This is a genomic window from Streptomyces sp. NPDC050732 (assembly GCF_040654255.1).
Classification (GTDB): Bacteria; Actinomycetota; Actinomycetes; order Streptomycetales; family Streptomycetaceae; genus Streptomyces.
The window spans coordinates 18,800-44,116 of the sequence record NZ_JBFAHP010000014.1; the positions used below are offsets into that span (position 1 = coordinate 18,800).

Sequence of the window (25,317 nt, forward strand, 5' to 3'; positions counted from 1 at the left end):
GCGTGAAGGATGCGGCTACGCGGTCCGAGGAGGGAGCCACCGATGATTCTGCTCCGTCGCCTGCTGGGTGACGTGCTGCGTCGGCAGCGCCAGCGCCAGGGCCGTACTCTGCGCGAAGTCTCCTCGTCCGCCCGAGTCTCGCTCGGCTATCTCTCCGAGGTGGAGCGGGGGCAGAAGGAGGCTTCCTCCGAGCTGCTTTCCGCGATCTGCGACGCGCTTGACGTACGGATGTCCGAGCTCATGCGTGAAGTGAGCGACGAACTGTCGCTCGCCGAGCTGGCTGAGTCTGCAGCAGTCCCCGAGCCGGTGCGCGCACCGGTTCGCTCGATGCTCAATTCCGTCTCCGTGGCCGGAGTGCCACCGGAACGGGTCACGATCAAGGCACCCGCGGAGGCGGTCGACGTCGTCGCCGCGTGACGCGGCGCTGCCGTGAGCAGCTCCGCGGTGTGTGGAAGCCCCTGCCGGGTACCCGGTAGGGGCTTCTGTGTTGTACCGAGGCGGTCCCTGAGGGGGCAGAGAGCCCCGAATCGACCTATTTGCAGCTTTTATGCCATGGTTGGTGGGGATTTACCTCATTCGCTCGTGAGTTGGAGGAGACAGATGTACGTCGTGAAGAGCCCGCTGTCCGAGGGGGATCTGAAGACGGTCTCGGAGGCCCTGCAGGGCGCGCTCGTGGACCTGGTCGACCTGTCGCTGGTGGCCAAGCAGATCCACTGGAATGTGGTCGGCCCGCGCTTCCGCTCCGTGCACCTGCAGCTCGACGACGTCGTCGACACGGCCAGGCAGCACTCCGACACCGTGGCGGAGCGTGCCTCCACGCTCGGCGTCTCGCCCGACGGGCGCGCGGCGACCGTGTCGCAGAGCAGCGGGATCGGAAAGGTCCCCGAGGGCTGGGTCAAGGACGTGGACGCCGTCGGGACGCTCGTGGACGCGCTGGGCGCGGTCATCACCCGGATGCGGGAACGTATCGACGCGACCGGTGAGGCGGACCCGGTCACCCAGGACATCTTCATCCAGATCTCGGCCGATCTGGAGAAGCACCACTGGATGTTCCAGGCGGAGAACAGCTGACGCGTTCGGCACGCCCCGGCCGGGAACGTGAACGGCCGGGGCGTGCTGTGTGAGGGCGCCTGCTGTGGGGGTGCGCGATGCGCTGTGTGCCGGTGGCGTGCTTCCGGCGCCGCGCATACGCCCTCCCCACGAGTGAACCCCGGCGTTTAGCGTCGACCTCGCGTTGGGCGGGAGGTGGCATCTGTGGCAGCCGTGAGCGGGACGACCGTGACATGGCGGGCCGTGCGGTGGGTGCCTGTCCTGGCGCTCGGCGCGCTGTGGTGGTGGGGCGTGCTGAGGCTGGCCCTCGCGCCCGATGCCGGGGCGCTGGAGGGGGCGGTCGCGGCCGGCGGGTGGGGCTTGAGCGTGCTGCCCGTGCACTGCGTGCCGAAGGCGCGGGCGGAGGGCGAGGTGGCGGCGGCCAGGAACGGCGGCCGAGGGCGTGCGGCGCGGGTGTGGCGGGGTGGAGCGGGGGCCGACTCGGCGTCGGAGCAGGTGGGGCGGCTCCACGGGCACCGCGGGCGGGCCGCGAGGGCTGCGGGAGCGATGCGCGTCGCGGCTACCAAGGCATGGCGACGCCGCCGTTGGGGCGGAGGATCTGGCCCGTCGTGAAGGACGCGGCGTCGGACGCCAGGTGCAGCACGGCGTGAGCGATGTCGTCCGGTTCGCCGACGCGGCCGAGAGGTGACATGCGCGCCATGAGTCCCTCGGTGTGGCCCTGGGCCTCCGTGCCGTGCCGGGCCGTCATGGGCGTACGGATCCAGCCCGGTGCGACGGCGTTGACGCGGATGCCGTGCGGGCCGACCTCCGTGGCCAGGGTCTTCGTGAGCTGGACGACGGCCGCTTTCGACGCGCCGTAGCAGAGGAGGCCGGGGCCGCCGGTGTCGACGGCGCCCGAGGCCATGGTGACGATGCTGCCGCCGGAACCCGCCTCGATCATGAGGCGGGCCGCGACCCGGCAGGCGTACAGGACGCCCTTGAAGTTGATGTCCAGGACGCGGTCGAGGTCCTCGTCGCGGGTCTCCAGGACGGGGCTGTTGTGCATGACGCCGGCGATGGCGGCGAGGATGTCGAGGCGGGGGGTGTCGGTGGCGGCCGCTGTCGCTGTTGTGGCTGCTGCGGTGACGGCCTGTTCGACCTGTGTTCTTTCGGCCACGTCCAGGGGGTGGGTGTGTGCGGTCCCGCCTGCCGTCTTGATGCGGGTGGCGGTCTCGTGGAGGCCCTGCTCGTCACGGTCGGCGCAGTGGACGGTGGCGCCCGCCTCCGCGAGGAGCAGGGCCGTCGCACGCCCGATGCCGCTGGCGGCGCCGGTGACGAAAGCGGTGCGGCCGGTGAGGTCGTACGCCTTGACGGGCATGACGGGACGGTACGGCCACTTCTGACGGTGCGTCAACTGGGCGGTGGTGGCCAGAGGTTACGGTGTCGGTCCCGGCTGGCAGGTCGGGCACCAGTAGGTGGGGCGGCTGCGGGAGCCGTCGCCCTGTTCGCCGAGGCGGATCGGGGTGCCGCAGCGTCTGCAGGGCTGGTGCGCGCGCCCGTACACGAAGAGGCGCCGGCCGTTGACGTCGCGGCCCGTGGTGGTGCGGGAGGGCCGGTTGCGATTGGCTTCCAGGAGCTTCTTGGCGAGGGCGGGGAGGCGGTCGGCCTTCTCCTCGGGGAGCTCGCCGACCGGGAGCCAGGGGGTGACGCCCAGGATGAAGCAGATCTCGCTCTTGAAGACGTTGCCGATGCCCGCGAGATTGCGCTGGTCCAGGAGGGCCTCGCCGAGCGGGCGGTCGGGCGTGGCCAGGAGGTTGCTCAGGGCGCGCTCCGGGTCCCAGTCGGGGCCGAGGAGGTCGGGGCCCAGGTGGCCGACGGCCTTGTCCTCGTCGGTGGTGCGGAGCAGTTCGAGGACGGGCAGGCGATAGCCGACGGCGGTGCGCTCGGCGGTGCCGAGGATCGCCCGGATCTGGTGCCCGGGGCCGCCGCGCCACCGCTCACCGGGGGCGAACACCCGCCAGGAGCCGTCCATCCGGAGGTGCGAGTGCAGGGTGAGGCCGCCCTCGATGCGGGTGAGGAGGTGCTTTCCGCGCGGGGTGACGTCCAGGACGGTGCGCCCGGTGAGGTCGATCGTCGCGAGCTTGGGCACGCGGAGGTCGGAGCGCGTGAGGACGTGCCCGGCGAGGGCGGAGTCCAGGCGCCGGGCCGCCTGGTGGATGGTGTCACCTTCGGGCATGGGTCCAGGGTGGCATGGAGGGGGAGTGGGCGCCGGTGCGCGGGTGCGGGGAGCGCCGGTGTCGGTGTGCCTGTGCGCCGCACGTGGTCATGCGGGCGGGCGGGGGCCGCGCGTGGGGGTCACGCGCGCAGGCGGAGGCCGCGTGGGGTGGCGTGGAAGCCGGCTCCTTCCAGGAGAGGGGCGAAGGGGGACGTCAGGGCGGCGGAGCCGTTGACCCGCTCCACGGTGACCGTGCCGAGGGAACCGGCGCGGGCGGCCGCGGCCAGCGCTTCGGCGGCGGCGTGCAGTCTGGGGTCGTCGGCGACCGGGTTCTCCGGAGTGGCGGGCCAGGCCAGGAGTGTCTTGCCGCCGCGCTCCATGTAGAGCGTCAGCTCGCCGTCGACCAGGATGACGAGGGAGCCCGCCTTGCGGCCTGGTTTGTGACTCGCGCCGTTCGGCGGCTCGGGCCAGGGCAGGGCTGCCCCGTACGCGTTGGCAGGGTCCGCGGCGGCCAGGACGACGGCGGCCCGGGCGTCGGACGGGCGTGAACCGTCCGTACGATCCCGGGCGTTCGCCGTGGCGCGCAGGCGGTCCACCGCGCCGTCCATCGCGAACTGCGCGGCGCCCAGGCCCTCGACGACATAGCCGCGGCGCGCCTGCCCGCTGTCCTCGAAGGCCGACAGGACGCGGTACGTCGCCGAGAAGCCGCCCTCGACCCCTTCGGCCGCCACTGCGCCGCGGGTCACCACGCCGTGCCGGTCCAGGAGGGCGCGAGCCAGGGCGTGGGCGCGCAGGGTGGGGTCGGGCTCGCGGAGGGGGAGCAGTGACCAGCGGCCCGCGACGGTGGGAGGACCGGTGCGGGAGACGGCGCCGGAGGCGGTGCGGGCGGCCGCGGTGAGGCTTCCGTAGCGCCCGCGCGGGGTGCTGCGCTTGGCGCGGTGGGCCGTGGCTCCGGCGGTGCGGCCGGAGCCGAGGAGGGAGCGCATCGGGCCGAGCGTGTCGTTCGTCAGCAGGCCCGACCAGGCCAGCTCCCAGATGGCGTCGGCCAGTTGGGGGTCCAGGGCGCCCGGGTGGGTGGTGGCGCGGACCTGGTCGGCGATCTGGCGGAAGAAGAGTCCGTACCCCCCGGAGAGGGTGTCAAGGACCGACTGGTGCAGGGCGGTGAGCTCCAGGGGGTGCGGGGGAGGCAGGAGCAGGGGTGCGGTGTCGGCCAGGTAGAGGGAGACCCAGCCGTCCTTGCCCGGCAGGGAGCCTGCGCCGGCCCAGATGACCTCGCCGGCCGCGGTCAGTTCGTCGAGCATGGCCGAGTGGTAGCCCGAGACGCGCGAAGGGAGCACGAGCTTTTCGAGCGCGGAGGCGGGGACGGTGGCGCCCTGAAGCTGTTCGACGGCGCGTGCCAGGCCGTCGATGCCGCGCAGGCCGTGCCCGCTCAGGTTCTGCCACTGGGGCAGGAACTGGGCGAGCGCGGCCGGTGGCACCGGTTCCAGCTCGTGCCGCAGGGCGGCGAGGGAGCGGCGGCGCAGTCGGCGCAGCACCGCGGCGTCGCACCACTCCTGGCCGATGCCCGCCGGGTGGAACTCCCCTTGCACCACGCGGCCGTTCGCCGCGAGGCGTTGCAGCGCGCCCTCCGTGACCGCCGCCCCCAGGCCGAAGCGGGCGGCGGCGGTGGCGGACGTGAACGGGCCGTGCGTGCGCGCGAAGCGGGCGAGGAGGTCGCCGAGGGGGTCCTTGACGGGCTCGGTGAACGCCTCGGGGACGCCGACGGGCAACGCCGTGCCGAGGGCGTCACGCAGCCGGCCCGCGTCCTCGATCGCCGCCCAGTGGTCCGCGCCCGCGATGCGCACCCGGATGGCGCGGCGGGCGGCCGCGAGCTCCTCGGCCCAGCCCGGCTCGGTGCCGCGCTCGGCCAGCTCGTCCCCGGTGAGCGGCCCGAGGAGCCGCAGCAGGTCGGCGACGCCTTCGACGTCCTTGATGCGGCGATCCTCGGTACGCCACTGAAGCTCCTGCTCCAGTTCCGTCAGGACGTCCGCGTCGAGCAGCTCGCGCAGCTCCGCCTGGCCGAGGAGCTCCGCGAGCAGCCGGGAGTCAAGGGAGAGTGCCGCCGCGCGCCGCTCGGCGAGGGGGGAGTCGCCCTCGTACAGGAACTGGGCGACGTACCCGAACAGGAGGGAGCGGGCGAAGGGGGAGGGCTCGGGCGTGGTCACCTCGACGAGGCGGACGCGGCGGGACTCGATGTCACCCATCAGCTCGGTCAGTCCCGGTACGTCGAAGACGTCCTGGAGGCACTCCCTGACCGCTTCCAGGACGATCGGGAACGAGCCGTACTCGCTGGCGACCTCCAGGAGCTGGGCGGCGCGCTGGCGCTGCTGCCACAGCGGGGTGCGCTTGCCGGGGCTGCGGCGCGGCAGCAGCAGCGCGCGGGCGGCGCATTCGCGGAAACGCGAGGCGAACAGTGCCGAGCCGCCCACCTGATCGGTGACGATCTGGTTGACCTCGCCCTTGTCGAAGGTCACGTCGCCGGCGCCTACCGGGGCCTTCTCCGCGTCGTACTCCACGGGGGGTGCGGTGGGCTCCTGGTCGAGCAGGTCGAAGCTCATCAGGTCGGCGTCGGGCAGCCGCAGCACGATGCCGTCGTCGGCGTGCATGACCTGTGCGTCCATGCCGTACCGCTCGGTGAGGCGGGCGCCGAGGGCGAGGGCCCAGGGGGCGTGCACCTGGGCGCCGAAGGGGGAGTGCACGACGACCCGCCAGTCGCCCAGCTCGTCGCGGAACCGCTCGACGACGATCGTGCGGTCGTCCGGGATGTGCCCGCAGGCCTCGCGCTGTTCGGAGAGGTACGCGAGGACGTTGTCGGCGGCCCAGGCGTCGAGCCCGGCGGCGAGGAGGCGCACGCGCGCGTCCTCCTGCGGGAGCGCGCCGACCTCCCGGAGGAACGCGCCGAGAGCGCGGCCCAGCTCCAGCGGGCGGCCCAGCTGGTCGCCCTTCCAGAAGGGGAGGCGGCCCGGGACGCCGGGGGCGGGGGAGACGAGGACCCGGTCGCGCGTGATGTCCTCGATGCGCCAGGAACTCGTGCCGAGCGTGAAGACGTCGCCCACCCGGGACTCGTACACCATCTCCTCGTCGAGCTCCCCTACCCGGCCGCCGCCCTTCTTGGGGTCGGCGCCCGCGAGGAAGACTCCGAAGAGGCCGCGGTCGGGGATGGTGCCTCCCGAGGTGACCGCCAGGCGCTGCGCTCCCGGCCGCCCGGTGACCGTGCCCGCGACGCGGTCCCAGACCACGCGCGGCCGCAGCTCCGCGAACGCGTCGGAGGGATAACGCCCCGCGAGCATGTCCAGGACCGCCGTGAACGCGGACTCCGGAAGCGAGGCGAAGGACGCCGCACGGCGGACCACCGCCAGCAGGTCGTCGACCTGCCAGGTGTCGAGCGCGACCATCGCCACCAGCTGCTGGGCCAGCACGTCCAGTGGGTTGGCCGGGATGCGGAGGGACTCGATGGAGCCGGTGCGCATCCGCTCCGTGACGACGGCGGCCTGGACCAGGTCTCCGCGGTACTTCGGGAAGACGACTCCCGTGGAGACAGCGCCCACTTGGTGCCCCGCCCGGCCCACGCGCTGCAGCCCGGACGCCACCGACGGCGGCGACTCGACCTGCACGACCAGGTCGACCGCGCCCATGTCGATGCCCAGCTCCAGGCTGGACGTGGCGACGACGGCCGGCAGCCTGCCCGCCTTCAGGTCCTCCTCGACCTGTGCGCGCTGCTCCTTGGAGACCGACCCGTGGTGGGCGCGGGCCAGGACCGGCGGGGCGCCCTTGGCCGCGCCCGACTCGGCCATCAGCTCCGCCGGGGAGTGGTCCTCGGGGAGTGCTTCGCCGGTCGCTCTTTCGTACGCGATCTCATTGAGCCGGTTGCAGAGGCGCTCGGCCAGCCGGCGGGAGTTGGCGAACACGATCGTCGAGCGATGGGCCTGCACGAGGTCGGTGATGCGCTCCTCGACGTGCGGCCAGATCGACGGGCGCTCGGCCTCGGCCCCCGGACCGTCACCGGAGTCGCTGACCGGGGACCCGCCCAGCTCCCCGAGGTCCTCCACGGGAACGACCACCGACAGGTCGAACTCCTTGCCGGACGGCGGCTGGACGATCTCGACCTTGCGCTTGGGGGAGAGATAGCGCGCCACCTCGTCGACCGGGCGCACCGTCGCCGACAGGCCGATGCGGCGCGCAGGCTTCGGAAGCAGCTCGTCGAGCCGCTCCAGGGACAGGGCGAGATGGGCACCGCGCTTGGTGCCCGCCACCGCGTGCACCTCGTCCAGGATGACTGTCTCGATGCCGGTCAGTGCGTCCCGCGCGGCCGACGTGAGCATCAGGAAGAGCGACTCGGGCGTGGTGATCAGGATGTCCGGTGGGCGGGTCGACAGGGCCCGGCGCTCGGCGGCCGGAGTGTCACCCGAGCGGATGCCGACCCGCACCTCGGGCTCGGGCAGGCCGAGCCGCACCGACTCCTGGCGGATGCCGGTCAGAGGGCTGCGCAGATTGCGCTCCACGTCGACCGCGAGGGCCTTCAGCGGCGACACGTACAGCACCCGGCAGCGCTTCTTCGGGTCGGCGGGCGGCGGTGTCGAGGTCAGCTGGTCGAGCGCGGCGAGGAACGCGGCCAGGGTCTTTCCGGAGCCCGTGGGCGCGACGACCAGCACGTCGGAACCCTCGGAGATGGCGTGCCACGCCCCGGCCTGGGCGGAGGTGGGCGCGGAAAAGGCCCCCGTGAACCAACCGCGGGTCGCGGGGGAGAATCCGGCTAGGGCGCTGGGGGCGCCGGGCGCACTGGACGCGGAGCTGACCATGCCCCCATCGTGCACCCCACCACTGACATCGGCGCCGACCTGCGAAAAAGAGGTTGCGTGCCCGTCGCAGAATGGGTGCATGGCGGCTTCGGCGGAGCGGGCGCGGCGTGGGGGTGAGGGTTCGGCGGAGCAGGCGCGGCATTGGCGGTACGCGGAGCTGCCCGGCGTCGACCTCCTGCGGGCGCACTACATCCGCAGGACGTTCGTGCGGCACACCCACGAGCACTTCGTGATCGCCGGGATCGCCGAGGGCGTCGACGTCTTCCGGCACAGCGGGGCCGACCGGCACGCGGGTCCGGGGACCCTCGCCCTGATCAACCCCGACACCCCGCACACGGGCCGGGCCGGCGCGCCCGAGGGCTGGCGCTACGGGGCGGTCTACCCGGCGCCGGACCTGGTCGCCGCCATCGCGGCGGAAACGACGGCTCTTCGGGGCGCGCCCGGATTCATCCGCCCGGTGCTCGACGATCCGCACTCCGTGGCGCTCGTGCACCGCGTGCTGCGCGCGGCGGAGGACGGCAACGCGCTCGCAGCCGACACGCTGTTGCGGGTGGCGGTGACCCGGCTGCTGCGCCTCAACGGCGGCCCCCTGCCGCAGCGCACCGTGCGCACGGCGGGTGCGAGGACGGCCGCACGCGCGCGTGCCGTCCTTGAGGACAGCCTCGCGGATCCGCCGAGTCTGGAGCGGCTCGCCACCGACCTCGGCACCAGCCCCTTCGCCCTGCTGCGTGCGTTCCGGGACACGTACGGCATGCCGCCGCACGCCTGGCTCACCGACGCGCGGGTGCGCCGGGCCAGGCACCTTCTCGACGCGGGCACGGCGCCGGCCGACGCGGCCGTCACCGTGGGCTTCACCGATCAGCCGCACCTCAACCGGCACTTCACCCGGATCGTGGGGGTGCCCCCAGGGGCGTATCAGCGCGAGCGCAAGAACGTACAAGACCCGGGCGTGGGGCCACTCGTACCGTCCGGAGCGTGACAGAACAGACGCCCTCCGCGGGCCTAGACGCACCAGACAGTGCACGCATACGCGCACAAGACCAGCCCGGCGCTTCGCAGGAACGGGACGCACCCCTGGAGAGGCCGGAGGAACAGGACGCGGCCCTCCTGGAGAAGCCCGACGCAGCCGTCGTCCGTGACGCGCTCGGCGTCGGGATCGCCGTCGGACTCTCCGGCTTCGCCTTCGGAGTGACCTCCGCGGGCAGCGGCCTGACCCTGCTCCAGACCTGCGCTCTGAGTCTGTTCGTGTTCACCGGTGCGTCGCAGTTCGCCCTGGTGGGGGCGCTCGCAGGCGGCGGTAACCCGTTCACGGCCGCTGCGGGCGCCTTCTTCCTCGGAGTGCGCAACGCGTTCTATGGACTGCGCCTCTCGCAGCTGCTCGCCCTCCCGCGCGCGGTCCGGCCGTTCGCCGCGCACTGGGTCATCGACGAGACCACGGCCGTCTCCCTGGCCCAGCCCACGCGGCGCGGCGCCCGCATCGGCTTCGCCGTCACCGGGCTCAGCCTCTACGCGCTCTGGAACCTCACCACGCTGCTCGGCGCGCTGGGTGCGGAGGCGATCGGCGACACCGACGCCTGGGGGCTCGACGCGGCCGGTCCCGCGGTCTTCCTCGCGCTGCTCGCGCCGATGCTGCGCACCTCTACGGAGCGTGCCGCCGCGAGCGTCGCCGTGCTCCTCGGGCTGGGCCTGCTGCCGGTACTGCCCGCGGGCGTGCCTGTCCTGGTCGCTGCTCTCGCGGTGCCGATCGTCCTCTACGTAGAGGGCCGACGGGCCCGCGACGACGTGCGGGGGGAGGCCCGGTGAACGTCTGGATCGCCATCGGAGCGACCTTCGTCAGCTGCTACCTCGTCAAGCTCGCCGGGCTGCTCGTGCCCGCGGGCGTGTTGGAGCGACCGCTCGTCCGACGGATGGCGGCCCTGCTGCCGGTGGCCCTGCTCGCGGCTCTCACGGCCCAGCAGACCTTCGCCGAAGGACGGACACTCGTCCTGGACGCCAAGGCGGCAGGGCTCGCCACAGCGGCCCTGGCGCTGCTGCTGCGCGCGCCGTTCCTCGTCGTCATCGCGACGGCCGTCGTCGTCACGGCGGGACTCCGGGCGCTGACGGGATGACTCCGGGCCTTCACGGGGTGACGCGGTGACATCTTGGTTCAGGGGACGAGCGGCACCCGCGCCGACGGGGCCTCGGAAAGCCCGAGCCGTTTCGCGGTCGCTTCCGGACGGCAGAACAGCGCCGCCAGGACGCCCGCCGCCAACAGCAGCCCGGAAGTCAGCAGCCAGCCCCGCTCGTAGCCCACGGCCACGGTGGCCGCCCGGTCCACCATGCCGCCGAGAACCAGTGGCGACAGGATGCCGCCGAGCGCGTACACGAAGGTCAGTACGCCCAGGACGACGCCCCGTTGGGAGGGTGGGGCGATGCGGGCGCACGCCGTCATGGCCACCGTGAGCGTGACCATGGCCAGGGTGATGGGGCCCAGCATCAGGGGCACCTTGCACCACATGGAGTCGACCGTTCCGAACACGGCGACAGCACAGCCCGAAACCACCATGAGCAGTCCGGCTCCCGCCCCCACCGGCAGCCGTCGGCCGGTCGGCTCCCGCCGGGCGGAGCGCTGTGAGACCAGGCCGTGGACGAGCAGCACCACGCCGTTGGCAAGGGCCCCGACACCCACCAGCGTGCCTGCCCGGTGGAGGTCCCAGCCGACGACGCTCTCCAGGTAGTCCGGTGTCCACGTCAGCAGGGTGCTCATCAGCCAGTACGCGGCGAAGGCGCCGGAGGCCGCCGTCATGAAGGTGCCCGACAGCAGAACGGTGCGCAGGGGGACGCTGTCCGACGCGAGTGCGTCCCCGCCGCCCCTGCCGCTCTCCGCGGCCCTGCCGACCTGCGGGGCAAGCGGCCCCTCGGCGCCCCAGATCTGCCAGGCCACCGCCCAGACGAGACCGACGAGCCCCACCGCTCCGAACGACCAGCGCCAGCCCCAGTAGGTGATCACCCAGCTCAGCAGGGGTGCGGCCACGGCCACTCCGGCCGCCGCCCCGAACAGCAGGACCGCGGTGGGAAGGGCCCGCTCACGCTGCGGGAACCAGCCGTGGACGTGGTGGACGGCCACCGGTGCGGAAGGGCCTTCGGCCGCGCCGAGGAGCACCCGCGTGGCCACCAGCGTGCCGAACCCCGCCGCGCCCCACACCATCGGCAGCTGAGCGGCCGACCACAGCAGTACGAGCACCAGGAGCAGCGGGGTCGTCCGCACTCGCCGGGTCAGCAGGGAGACTCCGAGGGCCGCTACGGAGAAGAGCGCGAAGAACGCCGACTGTGCCGTGCCGAACTCCTGCCGGGTGAGGTCGAAGTCCGCGCGGATCTCCGGCCCCGCGAGCCCGAGGACCGCCTTGTCGGCGAAGTTGACCACCATGAAGGCCAGCAACAACCACGTGGTGCGCCAGGCCCCGCTCTCCGGCGGCGACTGTTCGAGAGTGCTGTGCGGCTCCGGCGGATGCACAGGCACGAGTGTCGGGCTCCGGAGCCGGATCGACCAGTGTTCGTGCGGAAAGAGCGGAAAGAAGGGTCGGCGGGGCGGGAGGGCGGAGGGTCGCCTCCCGTAGACCGGGGGGCCCTGTCAGCCGAGCGTCGCCCCCATCAGTCGATGGGCCGCCCGTACGCCCGGAGCGTGCGCAGGGCCTCGATGGTGACGATCGGGCGCGACTCCAGGGCCGTGCCCGGCGCCCACTGCCGCCAGCGCACGGGCCAGCCGCCGTCCGCCTGCTGCTCTTGGGCCAGGAAGTCGAGTGAGCGGTCCATCTCCGCGTCGGTGAACCACGCGCGCGCGAGCGACTCGGGGACCTTCGCGTAGTCATGTGCGAAGTGGTGCTCGCCCGGCGCGTAACCGGGCGCCACCGGACAGGCGTCCAGGTCGTCCGGGTCCAGCGCCGCGAGCCGCTGCTGCCGCACGAGACGGCCGAGGCGGTCGGCGGCGGCACGCGCGCGTGGGCGGTCGGGGACGCCGTCCAGGAACGCGACGGCCGCCTGAACCTCGTACGGGTGCGACGTCTCCAGCGACTCGACGGCCGCCCAGCAGAAGTCCGTGGCCCGGAAGAGCCAGGCGTGCCACACCTCGTTGCGGTGCAGCAGGCCCACCACGGGGCCGGTGGCCAGCAACTCACCGGGCGGGTTGTCCACGACCGGCACGAACGGCGCCGACGGGTAGCCGCGCTGGCTGGGATGGATCGCGGGAAGGGCGCCCTCCGGAGTCGACACCGAGGTCAGATACCGGCACACGCGCTCCACCCGCTGCCCGCCGCAGCGGCGGATCGAGTCCAGTACGCGCAGTGCGTGCCCGGTGTGCAGCGGCTGGCCGACGGGGCCGCGCAGATCGGGTTCGAGCCCGTAGCCGAACCCGCCGTCACCGGTGGCGTACGAGGTCAGGGCGGTCTCGACCGCGTCCGCGGCCGGGTCGCCGCCCGCGCTGTCGAGGAAGTGGTACGCGAACCGTCGCTGCTCAAGGACGCGTGCGGTGAGCCAGACGAAGTGCTCGGCGCGGGCCAGCGGGGAGAGCGCGTCGGGGGCGGGCACTGCGTCGGGGGATGCTCCGGATTCGGCCATGCTCCGAACCGTAGGACGGAAAGCGTTCTCGGCAAGCCCCCTGTGCCCGGCTGCACTCTCAGGAGCGCGTCGGGGGAGGCATGGGGTTGACGGTTTCCCCTCAGTGATCGGTGAGCAACTGAAACAGTTCGCCAGGCTTTACTCTCCATGCATATGCACACTTCATGCCTGACGCGGGTACGTGAGGCCACGCCGCCATGGAGGGGCAGAGAACATGCAGGTCAGAGCGAGTGCGGAGCAGATTGCATGCGGTTGACGGTCTTCTGGCAGCGGATGGCGGCTCACTTCGGTGCGGCGTACGCCGACTCCTTCGCGCGTGATCACGTGATGACGGAACTGGGTGGCCGTACGGTCAACGAGGCGTTGGACGCGGGCTGGGAGGCCAAGGACGTCTGGCGTGCGGTGTGCGCGGCGATGGACGTACCGGCTGACAAGCGCTGACCGCGCGTACGGTTCATCGCCTCCGGGGGGTGGGGTGCCACGCGCGCGTGGGGCCGTCCCAGGGGTGGGGCTGTCCCAAGAGTGGGGCCGTCCCAAGATGTGAGGGTGGCGACTGATTGCCCGCGGTGTGGGTGAGACTTGCTCCGTGGCACCGACAGAAGAGACCGCGCAGGTCACCCAGGACACCGTTCCGCCCGGCACGACGCCCCCCGCAGAGCCCCCCGCCGGGGCCGGGGCAGGGCACGGCGCCCGCATGCCGCGCTGGCTGCCGCGCGCCATGGTTCTCGCCCTCGCGCTCATCGCGTGCTTCCAGCTGGGCAGTTGGGCGTTCCACCAGCTGACCGGGCTGTTGATCAACATTCTGATCGCGTTCTTCCTGGCGCTCGCGGTGGAGCCGGCGGTCAGCTGGATGGCGGCGCGCGGGCTGCGCAGGGGCTTCGCCACCTTCCTCGTCTTCCTGGGCGTCGTGATCGCGAGCGCGGGCTTCGTCACGCTGATGGGGTCGATGCTCGCGGGCCAGATCGTCGACATGGTGGAGGACTTCCCCGACTACCTCGACAAGGTCATCAGCTGGATCAACCAGACCGCCCACACGGACCTCTCCCGCGTCGAGGTCCAGGACAGCCTGGTCCACTCCGACTGGCTCCAGAAGTACGTGCAGAACAGCGCCAGCGGCGTCCTGGACGTCTCCGCGCAGGTCCTCGGCGGCCTCTTCCAGCTCCTGACGATCCTGCTGTTCTCGTTCTACTTCGCGGCGGACGGGCCGAGGCTGCGGCGCGCGTTGTGCTCGGTGCTGCCGCCCGCCAAGCAGGCCGAGGTGCTGCGGGCCTGGGAGATCGCGGTCGACAAGACCGGCGGCTACCTCTACTCGCGCGGCTTGATGGCGCTGATCTCCGGTATCGCGCACTACATCCTGCTCCAGGTCCTCGACGTCCCCTACGCGCCCGTGCTCGCCGTGTGGGTGGGCCTCGTGTCGCAGTTCATCCCGACCATCGGCACGTATCTGGCGGGCGCCCTGCCGATGCTGATCGCCTTCACGGTCGACCCCTGGTACGCGCTCTGGGTGCTGATCTTCGTAGTCGTCTACCAGCAGTTCGAGAACTACGTGCTGCAGCCCAAGCTCACCGCCAAGAGCGTCGACATCCACCCCGCGGTCGCGTTCGGCTCGGTCATCGCGGGCACGGCGCTCCTCGGCGCGGTCGGGGCGCTCATCGCGATCCCCGCCGTCGCGACGCTGCAGGCCTTCCTCGGGGCATACGTGAAGAGGTACGACGTCACGGACGACCCCCGGGTGCACGGGCACCGGCGCCAGGTGGGAGCACCTCTGCTCGCGCGTATGCGGGGCGCCCTGCGGGGGCCGAACAGGCCGGGGGCGCCGCCGGAGTCGGGCGGCGCGGAGCCGAAGCGGGGCCGGCGCCGGTAGAGCGCGGCGGGCGGTCGAACGGGGGCGCCCGGGCCCGGCCTCCGGCCGCCGTACCGGCACGCCGCCCGGGCGGCGTGCCACGCTTGACACTAAATTCGAACATCCATTCTTATGGAGGTCTGGGCGGCGATTCCCCAAGGTGAGCGGGGGGATCCCCGGCACGCTCCGGAGGATTTGGGCGAGGGATCGCCTTGAGTTATCCACAGGCTGGACGGGCGTCGGGGCGGATTGTCAGTGGCAGGCGTTAGCGTCTTTGACGTGAAGCGATCGACTCAAGCAAATCGGGTGGAACCCATGGCAGGAACCGACCGCGAGAAGGCGCTCGACGCCGCGCTCGCACAGATTGAACGGCAATTCGGCAAGGGCGCAGTGATGCGCATGGGCGAGCGGCCGAACGAGCCCATCGAGGTCATCCCCACCGGGTCGACCGCGCTCGACGTCGCGCTCGGCGTCGGCGGCATCCCGCGCGGCCGAGTGGTGGAGGTGTACGGCCCGGAGTCCTCCGGTAAGACGACTCTCACCCTGCACGCTGTGGCGAACGCCCAGCGGGCGGGCGGCGCGGTGGCCTTCGTGGACGCCGAGCACGCCCTCGACCCCGAGTACGCGAAGAAGCTCGGCGTCGACATCGACAACCTCATCCTGTCCCAGCCGGACAACGGCGAGCAGGCTCTTGAGATCGTCGACATGCTGGTCCGCTCCGGCGCCCTCGACCTCATCGTCATCGACTCCGTTGCCGCCCTGGTGCCGCGCGCGGAGATCGAGGGCGAGATGGGCGACTCGCACGTGGGTCTTCAGGCCCGCCTGATGAGCCAGGCGCTCCGGAAGATCACCAGCGCGCTCAACCAGTCGAAGACCACCGCGATCTTCATCAACCAGCTCCGCGAGAAGATCGGTGTGATGTTCGGCTCCCCGGAGACCACGACCGGTGGCCGGGCGCTGAAGTTCTACGCCTCGGTGCGCATGGACATCCGCCGCATCGAGACCCTGAAGGACGGCACGGACGCGGTGGGCAACCGCACCCGCGTCAAGGTCGTCAAGAACAAGGTCGCGCCGCCCTTCAAGCAGGCCGAGTTCGACATCCTCTACGGCCAGGGCATCAGCCGCGAGGGCGGCCTGATCGACATGGGCGTCGAGCACGGCTTCGTCCGCAAGGCCGGCGCCTGGTACACGTACGAGGGCGACCAGCTCGGCCAGGGCAAGGAGAACGCCCGCAACTTCCTGAAGGACAACCCCGACCTCGCCAACGAGATCGAGAGGAAGATCAAGGAGAAGCTGGGCGTCGGTGTGAAGCCCGAGGCCCCGGCCGCCGAGCCGGCCCCGGACGCGGCGGCGGCGGGCGCGGCCCCGGCCGACGACGCCGCCAAGACGGTGCCCGCGCCGGCGGTCAAGACCACCAAGTCCAAGGCCGCGGCGGCCAAGAGCTAGTCCGTGACACGACGAACCGACTGGGCGGACCACACCGCCCCCGAAAGCCGCACCGGCCCCGCCGGGCGGGGCCACGGGGACGGTGTGGATCAGGATGGCACAGGCCGGGACGACGGCCATGACGGTCACCGGGACGGAGACGGCCGGACCCGAGGGCGACGACGGCGGCGCGGCGGGTTCGACGGCCACCAGGACAGCGGTTCCCCTTCCTCGTCGAGGGCCGAGAAGGGGGAGCCGCCGACGGGGGATCCGGCTGAGCGGGCGCGGGCGATCTGTCTGCGCCTGCTCACCGGTACGCCGCGCACGCGCAAGCAGCTCGCCGACGCGCTGCGCAAGCGGGAGATCCCCGATGACGTGGCGGAAGAAGTCCTCTCCCGCTTCGAAGAGGTCGGACTGATCAACGACAGCGCCTTCGCGGACGCCTGGGTGGAGTCCCGTCACCACGGCCGGGGCCTGGCCCGCCGCGCGCTCGCGCGGGAGCTGCGCACCAAGGGCGTGGAGTCCACGCTGATCGACGAGGCAGTGGGGCAGCTCGACTCGGAGCAGGAGGAGGCGACCGCTCGCGAGCTCGTCGCCCGCAAGCTCCGCTCCACGCGAGGCCTGGACCGGGACAAGCGCCTCCGCCGCCTTGCGGGCATGCTCGCCCGCAAGGGGTACGGGGAGGGCATGGCCCTCAGAGTGGTGCGGCAGGCACTTGAGGAGGAGGGCGAGGACACCGAGGACTTGGGGTACGGGGCGTTCTGAGCGGGCCGCTCCCACGGGGGTGGGGCGGCAACCGGAGCGATCCACGCACCCCAACCCGCGCTCCGCAGGGTGGGGCTAACCCCCCTGCGGAGACGCCGGGTCACCGCAGTGCACAGCGACCTGTGCACAGACGACTGTGTACGCATGGCACAGGAACCCGGCACGAACGACGCGGCACGACCTCACGTTCCACCTCGGGGCGGGACCTCACCCCGGACCGGGACCTCACCCCGGGCCGACGTCGCGCCCCAGGTCGAGGCCCCGCCGACCCTGGCCGACGCCCCGGTCCCGGAAGAGCTGAGCGACCTGCGCGTCCTCAAAGCGCTCGCGCAGCCGCGGCGGCAGCAGATGCTGCTGCACCTCACCGTGCACGGCCCTGCCACCTCCGCGACACTCGCGCGTGCCCTCGGCCTCAACACCGGGGCGACCAGCTACCACCTGCGCGAGCTCGCCCGCTACGGCTTCGTCGAGGAGACCCGCGGCTCGGGGCACGGAGGCGACCGGCACGAAGGTGTGCGGCACGGACGTGAGCGCTGGTGGCGGGCCGTCCCGGGCGACCGGCGCTTTCCGCCGCGCAGCCGGCAGAGCCCCGAGACGCGGCTCGTCATGGACGAGCTCAACAACCTCTCGTACGCCGCCGACCTGGAACTCTTCGCGCGCCTCCAGCGGGAGCGGAGCCAGGAGGAACACCGGTCGAACAACACCGAACCCGACGAGTGGGCCGACGCGTTGCCCTACTCGCGGGGCACGATCCGGCTGACCCTCCCCGAACTCCACGCGTTCTTCGAGGAGTACATCGCGCTGCTCAACCGCCACAAGCGACCCGACGCGGCCACCCCGGCAGACGCCCGCACCGTCCTCACGCGGTTCCTCGCCTTCCCCGCACCGAAGGCCTTCCCCGAGCCGGAGACCTCCTCCGAGCCGACGGCCTCCTCCGACAACCGGAAAGAGGCCGCGTCCTCATGATGATGCTGCACTACGCACTGCAGACGGTCAGGGACCGCAAAGGCGGATTCCTCGGCGCCTTCCTCGCGCTGATGTGTGCCGCAGCACTCATCACGGCTTGCGGCACTCTCCTGGAGACCGGCCTGCGCGGCACGATCAAGACCGAGCGCTACGCCGCGACACCCGTCGTAGTCTCCGCGGACCAGAACGTCCACCAGACCACGGTCAAGCACAAGAAGGGCAAGACGAAGGTCAAGCACAAGGCGAAACCGCTCGCCGAGAGGGCCTGGCTGCAGGCCGACGACATCGAGGACAGACTCAAGAGGGTCCCGGGTGCCGTTTCCATCGTGCCCGAACGCACCTTCCTCGCACAGCCGTTGCTGCCTGACGCCGCAAGCGGCGCCGGTACGCCCTCGTACGGACATGCCTGGGAGTCCGCCGTGCTCACCCCCTTCCGCATCGTCGACGGAAGGGCCCCGCGCACGGCCCATGACCTGGTCATCGATCGCGACCTCGCCGAACGCGCGGGTCTGAAGCCGGGCGACCACCTCACCGTCCAGTCGACGCAGAGCCCGCGGAACTACCGCATCACCGGCGTCGCCGCACCCGCGACGCCCACCGCATCCGCCGCGCCGGCAGCGCCCGCCGAGCCCGGCGCGTTCGAGACAGGCGCCCTGGCGCACCAGACCTCGCTCTTCTTCTCCTCCGGGGAGGCCGAGCGGCTCGCCGCACACCCCGGAAAGGTGACCGCCTTTGGTGTCGTGCCGGACAAGGGCATCGCCGTCGCCGACCTGAAGAAGGCGGTCGAACACGCCCTCGACGGGACGACGGCGCAGGTCAGCGCGGGGGACGACCGCGGGCCCGTGGAGTTCCTCGACGCGGCGGGAGCGCGCGTCAAGCTCGTCAGCATCGGCGGGGCCATGGGCGGCACCTCCCTCCTGGTCGCCGTCCTCGTGGTCGTCGGCACCTTCGCCCTCTCGGTCCAGCAGCGCCACCGCGAACTCGCCCTGCTGCGCGCCGTCGCCGCGACCCCGAGGCAGATCCGCAGGCTGCTCGGCCGCGAGGCGCTGATCGTCGGCGCCGTCGCGGGGACCACCGGTGCGCTCGCCGGAATCCCGCTCGGCGGTTGGCTGCACGCCCGATTCGTGGAATCGGGAGCCGTGCCCGCCACTCTCGAACGCACCGTCAGCGCCTTCCCGCCTCTCGTGGCCGTGGCCGCCACGCTGCTGGGTGCCTGGGCCGCCGCCCGCATCGCGGGGCGCAGGATCGCCGGCATCCGCCCGGCTCAGGCCCTCGCCGAGGCACGGGTCGAGCGGCCCGGGACCGCCTGGGGCCGGATCGTCGCGGGTCTGGTGCTTCTCGTCGGCGCTGCCGTCCTGATCGCCGTACTGAGCGTGCTGCACACCGAGGCGGCATCGACTCCCGTGACCTTCCTGGCCGTGGTGGTCTTCGCCTGCGCCGTCGCGCTCCTGGGACCGCTCGTGGTCCGGGCGGCCGCGGCACTTCTGCGGGTGCCCCTCCGGCTGGCCGGTCCCGGCGGCCGGCTCGCCCACGCCAACCTGCGCGGCAACGCGGCCAGGATGGCAGCCGTCGTCACTCCGCTCGCCCTCCTCACCGGCATGACCTGCACCGTCCTCTTCGTCCAGCCCACCCTTGACGACGCCGCCCGCGCCCAGGCCCGCGAAGGCATCCGCGCGAACTGGGTGCTGACCGCGCAAGGGCCCGGCGTCCCGGCGGAGGCCGCACGGAAGCTGCGTACGACCGAAGGCGTCAAGGCCGCCACCGAGATCGTCCGCACGACGGTCCGCGTCGGGCTCGACAAGTACCCCGCGCAGGGCGTCACTCCCGAGGGCCTCACCCGGACCTGGGACCCGGACGTCACCGCCGGATCGCTTGAGGACTTCGACGAGGACGCCGTCGCCGTCAGCGAACTCGCCGCCGACCGGCTCGGCCTGAAGCCGGGCAGCACGCTCAGGCTCACCCTGGGGGACGGCACGAAGGCGGAACTCACCGTCCGTGCCGTGTACGCACGCGGCCTCGGATTCGGCGATCTGACCATGGCGCACGGCCTGATCGCGCGCCACGTGGACAACCCACTCGCCAGGACCGTCCTCGTCAAGAGCGACCGTACGCAGGAACAACTCGCGGCAGGCGTTCAGAAGTTCCCGGGCGTGCGCGTTCTCTCCCCGGCGGCCCTGGCCGGCCTCCAGGCGGAGAGCCGACAGACCAATGCCGAGGTGAACCTCCTGGCGATGGGCCTCGTGCTGGCCTTCACCGCCATCGCGGTCGTCAACACCCTCGCCATGTCCGTCTCCGAGCGCGTGCGTGAGTTCGCGATGCTGCGTCTCGCGGGTGCCACGCGCCGCCAAATCCTGCGGATGCTGCGCGCGGAGGCGCTGTCGGTCCTGCTCGTCGGTGTCGCGCTGGGCAGCGGGGTGGCGCTCGCCGTCCTGACCGCGTTCAGCGTGGGCATGACCGGCAGCGCGGCACCAACGGTCGTTCCCTTGGTGTACGTCTCCGTGATGGCCGTCGCAGGGCTGCTCGCCCTCGCCGCGACCACTCTGCCGGGCCGCGTCGCCCTGAGGCCGCTTCCTGTCACGGTGGCGACGGCCAAGGAGTGAAGCCTGTACGCGAAGGGCGCCTCATCCTGCAGGAGTAGAGCCTGCACGCGACGGGTGCCCCCTCTTGAGAAAAAGGGAGGCACCCACGCGCGCGTGCTCACATCCCGGCGCTCACGCCCCCGCGGCCACCACCGGCAGCCCGGCCGCCCGCCACGCCTGGAAGCCACCGACGAGATCCGTGGCGTGGCGCAGCCCCAACTGCCGCAAGGAGGCGGCCGCGAGGCTGGACGCGTACCCCTCGTTGCAGACCACGACGACGCGCAGATCGTGACCGGTGGCCTCCGGGGCGCGATGGCTGCCCTGCGGGTCGAGGCGCCACTCCAGCTCGTTGCGTTCGACGACGAGCGCCCCGGGGATCAGCCCGTCGCGCTCCCGCAGCGCCGCGTAGCGGATGTCGACCAGCAGCCCTCCGCTCTCGGCGGTCCCGTACGCCTCCTCCGGAGTGAGCCGATCGAGATCGAGCCGCACGCGCGCCAGCAACTCGTCGACCCCGACGGGCTGTTCCTCGACCGGCTGCCGACTGCTTCGCTCTCGCTCGCTCACTGCCAGTCCTCCGGGCGTTCCACGGACTCCAGGCGGAGCACGTCACCGGTGCGGCTGTAGCGGCGGATCCGTGGCAGGGGCGGGTAGTAGGCGTGTACGGAGACGGCGTGTTCGGTCGTGGACTCGTTCAGCACCTCATGCACGTGGTTACGGCCGAAGGCGCGGCCCTCGCCGGCCGTCAGCTTCCGTTCGCGGTCGACGTCGTCGGAGAGCTCCAAGGTCTTCCACCCGTCTGTGGGCAGCCGGGCGGCGAGCGAGTTCTCCTTGAGGGTGCCCGTCGCGGTGAGGAAGGCGCCGACCGACTCCGCGTGGTCGTGCCAGCCGGTCCCGGTGCCGGGCGGCCAGCCGATCAGCCAGGCCTCGCTGCCACCGGGTCCCTGCAGACGTACCCAAGTACGGCCTTCGGGGTCGAGCGGCAGGGAGGCGACGAGCTCGGAGTCGGCCGCGGTGCGGCGGACGAAGTCGAGGAGTTCGGCGGCGGTGGGCGCCGAGGAACGCGCGGTCGAGGGCGCGGAGGAGGAAGGGGCAACAGACACGGGTACCGTCCTGGAAGTTCGCGGAAGCGCGCGCGAGACAGCCCGGAGCGGGGCTCAGCGCGCGAGGGAGAGATGCGAGTTCAGCAGGACGGGTGACACACGCAGCCTGCGTAGCGGACGAGGTCCATGTGGACCCTCCGCCACAGGCGAACATCGGTGTCGGTCACGATCCGGAGTAGACCATGGGGTCGGAGGCCGGTCAACCCCGGCTCAGCATGCGAGCCAGGGACGCCTCCCAGCGGCCGCTGAGACGCCTTCTGACGCCGGAGAGCAGGGTGCCGGACAGGACGGCGGACAGGGCGGGCGGACAGGTCGCCGAAGGCGACCCACGCCGTAGCTTCCGCCCACACCTAACGTCGCGTAACCCCTGCCGCGCGCTGCGCCTCGCCCGCCTCGCCCGCCTCATCCGACCGGTCTGCCCCCTTCGCCCCGCCCCCGAGCCTTGGTGTCACAGCGCCGCCCAGCGCCGTTTCGGCCGCGGCGTACAGCTCCGCCGGCCGCACTCCGGAGAGGGCGGTGACCAGGTGGCCGTCGGGCCGTACGAGCAGGACCGAGTGGGCGGCGGCGCCCGGGTAGCTCTCCGCGACGAGGAGCTCCGCGGGGTGGGGCAGCGCCGTGACGGCCGCCGCGAGCCGCGGCATGATCCCGGCAGTCACCCAGTGCCGCCGCTCCCACACGACGGTGCCCGGCGCGACGAGCACGACGATCAGGTGCCCCGTTCCGAGCCGGTCCCGCAGCTGTACGAAAGAGCCGTCCGGTGCCGTCACCCGCACATCGGCGACCGGTGCCCCGGGCTCCGTCCCGACCACCGTGACGGACTCGGACGGGGCGGCCGCCAGGGGCGAATCGGCGTACGACGGGGGAGCTCCGAGCGGGCCGCGCCCCACGTGGCCGTCCGTGAGGAGCGTGTCGTGCCCGCGCGCGGATCCGGGCACGTACGAGCGCAGGCCCTTGCCGCCGCGCAGCGCGGGCAGCGACTGGTCGGCGGCGCGCAGCCGTGCGGCCACGCCGGCCCGCCGCTCGACCTGATAGCTGTCGAGCAGCGATTCGCGTGCGCCGTGGTGCCAGGCGAGCGCCAGCTTCCATGCGAGGTTGTCGGCGTCCCGCAGGCCTTCGTCGAGCCCTTGGCTGCCGAGCGCGCCGAGGAGGTGCGCGGCATCCCCGGCGAGAAAGGCGCGGCCGACCCGCCACCGCCGGGCGAGCCGGTGGTGGACGGTGTGCACGCCCGTGTCGAGCAGTTCGTACGGCGGTGTCGAGCCCCCGCACCAGCCCGCGAGGGTCTCCCGGATGCGCACGACGAGGGCGTCGGGTGTCACCAGGTCACCGCGCGGCGGAAGCAGCCAGTCGATCCGCCACACGCCGTCGGCGAGGGGACGGCCGGTCACCTCGGCGCCCCCGTGGCGCCACGGAGGCATCCGGTGCAACAACGCCTGACCCGGCCAAGGAAGTTCCGTGCGCAGCGCGGCCACGGCGTGTCGCTCGACGGCCGTACGTCCCGGGAAGCGGATGTCGAGGAGCTTGCGCACGGTGGAGCGGGACCCGTCGCACCCCACCAGGTAACTGCCGCGCCACCACGTGCCCTTGGGCCCACGTGTGTGCGCGGTCAGCCCGCCGGCGTCCTGTTCCAGGGAGTCGAGCTTGTTCTCGACCGCGATCTCGACGAGTGGTTCGTCGCCGATGGCATCGCGCAGAGCGCCCGTCAGGACGTGCTGCGGCAGGTGCAGCGGAGCGGGGGCCTCGGCACCGAAATCCAGCTCCCGCATCAGCTGCTTGCGCCGCACGGAGCGCCAGCCGGTCCAGCGTGCGCCCGACTCCGTGGCGCCGAACGAGCGACCCGCGAGCCGCTCCACGAACGCCGCCGTGTCCTCCCGGAGCACGACGGTCCTCGCGAGTCGATGCTCGTCCTTGCCCGGGCCCTCGTCGAGCACGACGGTGGGCACCGACTGGCGCGCGAGAGCGAGGGCGAGGGCGAGTCCGACGGGGCCCGCGCCGACGACGATCACCGGGTCCACGGCGCACACCCTCCGGCCCGTCGGGCTCCGAGGGTCCGGGCTGCCCGGAAGCGCTGGACGTACGTACAGAAACTGGCAGTTGGAGCCCGGTGCACGATCACAGAACGTATGCAACCCATTGCCGGTGCTTGCGTCAAGTGACGATGGCGTCGGCGTTCACCCGGCAACGCGCGTGGGGGACGGCGCCATCACCGTCCCCCACAACTGTATCTACAGTGCGTCAGTTTGACTTTCCAACCGGACCCTTGGGGTCGTCCTCGGGCCCGTCGGTGCCGGCGTCGGCGGGCGCGGCCGGGGCGGCCGGGGCGGCCGGCGTGGGTTCCGCGGCGACTGTCGGGCCGAGCGGCGTGGCCGCGTCGAGCACGCCGGGAGCCTCCGCGGGCTCGGCGGCCGCGGCCACCACGATGCCCGTCTTCGTGCGGCGGCCACGCTTCTCGATCCAGGTGGCGAGCGAGGAGAGCGCCAGGCAGAGCGCGATGTAGATGGCGCCGACGACGGTGACCGTCTGGACGAACGGGTACGTGCCGTTCACGGGCGTGTTGTTGGCGATCAGCCGCGCCGAATACAGCAGCTCGGGGTAGAGGATGATGTAGCCGAGCGAGGTGTCCTTGAGCGTCACCACGAGCTGGCTGATGATCGTCGGCAGCATGGAGCGCACGGCCTGCGGGAACAGGATGCCGGCCGTCACCTGGGTCTTGCTCAGGCCCAGGGCGTACGCGGCCTCCCGCTGGCCCTTCGGTACGGCGTTGACACCCGCGCGCAGCACCTCGGCCTGGACGCAGCCGTTGTAGATCGACAGGCCGAGGACCAGTGCCCAGAACGGCGTCATGTCGCCGGCGACGCCGACCCACAGGGCGAAGATCGTGATCAGCAGCGGGATCGACCGAAAGAGGTCAATGAAGATCACCGACGCCCAGCGCACCGGTCGGTGGTCGGAGAGCCTGCCGACACACAGCACGACCGCGAAGGACAGCGACAGGACAGCGGCGAGCGCGAAGGCCTTCAGCGTCGCCAGGAGCGCTTCGAAGATGTTGTCGCGGATGCCGGAGTAGTTGAAGATGTCCCACAGGGCGCCGTCGAACTCGCCCTTCTCGTTGAGCCGCAGGACGATCCAGACGACCAGGCCGAGCACCGCCGCGGTGCCGACGACCGAGTAGATCCGGTTGCGGAGCTTGGCCTTGGGGCCGGGGGCGTCGAAGAGGACACTGGCGCTCATCGGGCGACCTCCATACGGTGCTCCAGCAGCCGGAAGGCGCCATTGATGGCGTACGTGATGATCAGGTAGGCGACCGTGATCCAGAGGAAGATCATGGCGATGTCGTAGCCGTCGTTACTGAGGGTCTTGGCGACGTTGAACAGATCGACGTTGTCGAAGCTGCCCGCGATCGCGGAGTTCTTCGTCAGCGCGATGAAGATCGACCCCATGGGGGCGACCACCGCGCGGGTGGCCTGCGGGAGCACCACGACCCGCATGACCTGGGTGAAGCTCATGCCGATCGCACGGGCCGCCTCGGCCTGGCCCATCGGCACGGTGTTGATGCCGGAGCGGAGGGCCTCGGCCACGAAGGACGACGTGTAGAAGCCCAGCGCCGTGACGCCGAGCACGAAGGAGTCCATGTCCGGGAAGAGGATCTTCGGCAGGATGAAGAAGGCCACCAGGAACAGCAGCGTGAGCGGGGTGTTCCGGAGGATGTTCACCCACAGGGTCCCGAAAACGCGCAGCGGCGGGACCGGGGAGACCCGGAAGGCGGCGATGATCACGCCGAGCACCATGGCTATGACGCCGCTGACCACGGTCAGCTCCACGGTGCCGATGAACCCCTCGCGGAACAGCGACAGGTTGTCGGTCAGTACGTTCATGAATTCTCCGCGAGAGGGCGGTCGGACGGCGATGTGCTCACAACACGCCCCGCCCCGCACGGACCGTCAGGCCGTACGAAGCGGGGCGCGGG

Annotated in this window: 23 protein-coding genes; 12 read left to right on the forward strand and 11 right to left on the reverse strand. The window is 72.1% G+C overall.

Annotated features, from left to right (window positions below):
- Nucleotides 1-42: 42 nt before the first annotated feature.
- The 3 genes from AB0H82_RS14845 (at nucleotide 43) to AB0H82_RS14855 (ending at nucleotide 1,662) form a co-directional block, all read left to right on the forward strand.
- Nucleotides 43-417 carry a helix-turn-helix transcriptional regulator gene (locus AB0H82_RS14845; RefSeq protein ID WP_055564110.1) on the forward strand — a complete coding sequence of 125 codons (375 nt, stop codon included), beginning with the start codon at nucleotides 43-45 and terminating at the stop codon, nucleotides 415-417.
- Nucleotides 418-600: 183 nt separating this feature from the next.
- Entirely contained in the window at nucleotides 601-1,071 is a 471-nt protein-coding gene (locus AB0H82_RS14850) for a DNA starvation/stationary phase protection protein (RefSeq protein WP_362992556.1), read from the forward strand.
- 207 nt (nucleotides 1,072-1,278) lie between these two features.
- Nucleotides 1,279-1,662 (forward strand): hypothetical protein, encoded by a 384-nt coding sequence (locus AB0H82_RS14855; RefSeq protein WP_362992789.1) that lies wholly within the window; start codon nucleotides 1,279-1,281, stop codon nucleotides 1,660-1,662.
- Here the strand turns inward: AB0H82_RS14855 and AB0H82_RS14860 are convergent.
- From AB0H82_RS14860 to AB0H82_RS14870, 3 genes are all read right to left on the reverse strand, one after another.
- Complete coding sequence (locus AB0H82_RS14860) at nucleotides 1,610-2,407, reverse strand: SDR family NAD(P)-dependent oxidoreductase (RefSeq protein ID WP_362992558.1); 798 nt, start codon at nucleotides 2,405-2,407, stop codon at nucleotides 1,610-1,612. The genes AB0H82_RS14855 and AB0H82_RS14860 overlap by 53 nt on opposite strands.
- 57 nt (nucleotides 2,408-2,464) lie before the next feature.
- On the reverse strand, nucleotides 2,465-3,265 hold the full coding sequence (locus AB0H82_RS14865) for a DNA-formamidopyrimidine glycosylase family protein (protein WP_362992560.1): 801 nt from the start codon (nucleotides 3,263-3,265) through the stop codon (nucleotides 2,465-2,467).
- Between the two features lie 119 nt (nucleotides 3,266-3,384).
- Nucleotides 3,385-8,082: an ATP-dependent helicase gene (locus AB0H82_RS14870; RefSeq protein ID WP_362992561.1), complete on the reverse strand. Its 4,698-nt coding sequence runs from the start codon at nucleotides 8,080-8,082 to the stop codon at nucleotides 3,385-3,387.
- Nucleotides 8,083-8,161: 79 nt separating this feature from the next.
- On the opposite strand from AB0H82_RS14870, the gene AB0H82_RS14875 reads away from it, so the two are divergent.
- The 3 genes from AB0H82_RS14875 to AB0H82_RS14885 all read left to right on the forward strand — a co-directional run bounded on the left by AB0H82_RS14875 (nucleotide 8,162) and on the right by AB0H82_RS14885 (nucleotide 10,190).
- A complete protein-coding gene (locus AB0H82_RS14875) occupies nucleotides 8,162-9,061 on the forward strand; it encodes an AraC family transcriptional regulator (protein ID WP_362992563.1) in 900 nt (299 codons plus the stop codon).
- A gap of 95 nt (nucleotides 9,062-9,156) precedes the next feature.
- Entirely contained in the window at nucleotides 9,157-9,885 is a 729-nt protein-coding gene (locus AB0H82_RS14880) for an AzlC family ABC transporter permease (protein WP_362992791.1), read from the forward strand.
- Nucleotides 9,882-10,190: an AzlD domain-containing protein gene (locus tag AB0H82_RS14885; protein ID WP_362992565.1), complete on the forward strand. Its 309-nt coding sequence runs from the start codon at nucleotides 9,882-9,884 to the stop codon at nucleotides 10,188-10,190. The genes AB0H82_RS14880 and AB0H82_RS14885 overlap by 4 nt, the downstream gene beginning before the upstream one ends.
- Before the next feature lie 38 nt (nucleotides 10,191-10,228).
- On the opposite strand, the gene AB0H82_RS14890 is transcribed toward AB0H82_RS14885, so the two are convergent.
- Together AB0H82_RS14890 and AB0H82_RS14895 are read right to left on the reverse strand one after the other, a co-directional pair.
- Nucleotides 10,229-11,581 (reverse strand): MFS transporter, encoded by a 1,353-nt coding sequence (locus tag AB0H82_RS14890; protein ID WP_362992567.1) that lies wholly within the window; start codon nucleotides 11,579-11,581, stop codon nucleotides 10,229-10,231.
- A gap of 131 nt (nucleotides 11,582-11,712) precedes the next feature.
- Nucleotides 11,713-12,675 carry a hypothetical protein gene (locus AB0H82_RS14895; RefSeq protein ID WP_362992569.1) on the reverse strand — a complete coding sequence of 321 codons (963 nt, stop codon included), beginning with the start codon at nucleotides 12,673-12,675 and terminating at the stop codon, nucleotides 11,713-11,715.
- Nucleotides 12,676-12,921: 246 nt separating this feature from the next.
- Between AB0H82_RS14895 and AB0H82_RS14900 the strand changes: the two genes are divergently transcribed.
- From AB0H82_RS14900 to AB0H82_RS14925, 6 genes are all read left to right on the forward strand, one after another.
- Nucleotides 12,922-13,116, forward strand: coding sequence for a DUF3046 domain-containing protein (locus tag AB0H82_RS14900; RefSeq protein WP_362992571.1), 195 nt, complete (start codon nucleotides 12,922-12,924; stop codon nucleotides 13,114-13,116).
- A gap of 145 nt (nucleotides 13,117-13,261) precedes the next feature.
- Entirely contained in the window at nucleotides 13,262-14,539 is a 1,278-nt protein-coding gene (locus tag AB0H82_RS14905) for an AI-2E family transporter (RefSeq protein WP_362992573.1), read from the forward strand.
- A gap of 294 nt (nucleotides 14,540-14,833) precedes the next feature.
- Nucleotides 14,834-15,964 (forward strand): recombinase RecA, encoded by a 1,131-nt coding sequence (recA, locus tag AB0H82_RS14910; RefSeq protein ID WP_362992575.1) that lies wholly within the window; start codon nucleotides 14,834-14,836, stop codon nucleotides 15,962-15,964.
- Nucleotides 15,965-15,967: 3 nt separating this feature from the next.
- Nucleotides 15,968-16,708 (forward strand): recombination regulator RecX, encoded by a 741-nt coding sequence (gene recX, locus AB0H82_RS14915; protein ID WP_362992577.1) that lies wholly within the window; start codon nucleotides 15,968-15,970, stop codon nucleotides 16,706-16,708.
- A 144-nt stretch (nucleotides 16,709-16,852) separates the two neighbouring features.
- On the forward strand, nucleotides 16,853-17,674 hold the full coding sequence (locus AB0H82_RS14920) for a helix-turn-helix domain-containing protein (RefSeq protein WP_362992579.1): 822 nt from the start codon (nucleotides 16,853-16,855) through the stop codon (nucleotides 17,672-17,674).
- Nucleotides 17,674-20,274 carry an FtsX-like permease family protein gene (locus tag AB0H82_RS14925; protein ID WP_362992793.1) on the forward strand — a complete coding sequence of 867 codons (2,601 nt, stop codon included), beginning with the start codon at nucleotides 17,674-17,676 and terminating at the stop codon, nucleotides 20,272-20,274. Before AB0H82_RS14920 ends, AB0H82_RS14925 begins: the two co-directional genes overlap by 1 nt.
- A gap of 111 nt (nucleotides 20,275-20,385) precedes the next feature.
- On the opposite strand, the gene AB0H82_RS14930 is transcribed toward AB0H82_RS14925, so the two are convergent.
- From AB0H82_RS14930 to AB0H82_RS14955, 6 genes are all read right to left on the reverse strand, one after another.
- Nucleotides 20,386-20,817, reverse strand: a complete 432-nt coding sequence (locus tag AB0H82_RS14930; protein WP_362992581.1) for a rhodanese-like domain-containing protein — start codon at nucleotides 20,815-20,817, stop codon at nucleotides 20,386-20,388.
- Nucleotides 20,814-21,353 carry a cysteine dioxygenase gene (locus AB0H82_RS14935; protein WP_362992583.1) on the reverse strand — a complete coding sequence of 180 codons (540 nt, stop codon included), beginning with the start codon at nucleotides 21,351-21,353 and terminating at the stop codon, nucleotides 20,814-20,816. Before AB0H82_RS14935 ends, AB0H82_RS14930 begins: the two co-directional genes overlap by 4 nt.
- 80 nt (nucleotides 21,354-21,433) lie before the next feature.
- Nucleotides 21,434-21,703 carry a putative leader peptide gene (locus AB0H82_RS14940; RefSeq protein WP_362992585.1) on the reverse strand — a complete coding sequence of 90 codons (270 nt, stop codon included), beginning with the start codon at nucleotides 21,701-21,703 and terminating at the stop codon, nucleotides 21,434-21,436.
- A complete protein-coding gene (locus AB0H82_RS14945) occupies nucleotides 21,704-23,365 on the reverse strand; it encodes an FAD-dependent monooxygenase (protein WP_362992587.1) in 1,662 nt (553 codons plus the stop codon).
- 220 nt (nucleotides 23,366-23,585) lie between these two features.
- Nucleotides 23,586-24,581 (reverse strand): amino acid ABC transporter permease, encoded by a 996-nt coding sequence (locus tag AB0H82_RS14950; RefSeq protein ID WP_362992589.1) that lies wholly within the window; start codon nucleotides 24,579-24,581, stop codon nucleotides 23,586-23,588.
- Nucleotides 24,578-25,225, reverse strand: a complete 648-nt coding sequence (locus tag AB0H82_RS14955; RefSeq protein ID WP_362992591.1) for an amino acid ABC transporter permease — start codon at nucleotides 25,223-25,225, stop codon at nucleotides 24,578-24,580. The genes AB0H82_RS14950 and AB0H82_RS14955 overlap by 4 nt, the downstream gene beginning before the upstream one ends.
- Nucleotides 25,226-25,317 lie beyond the last annotated feature (92 nt).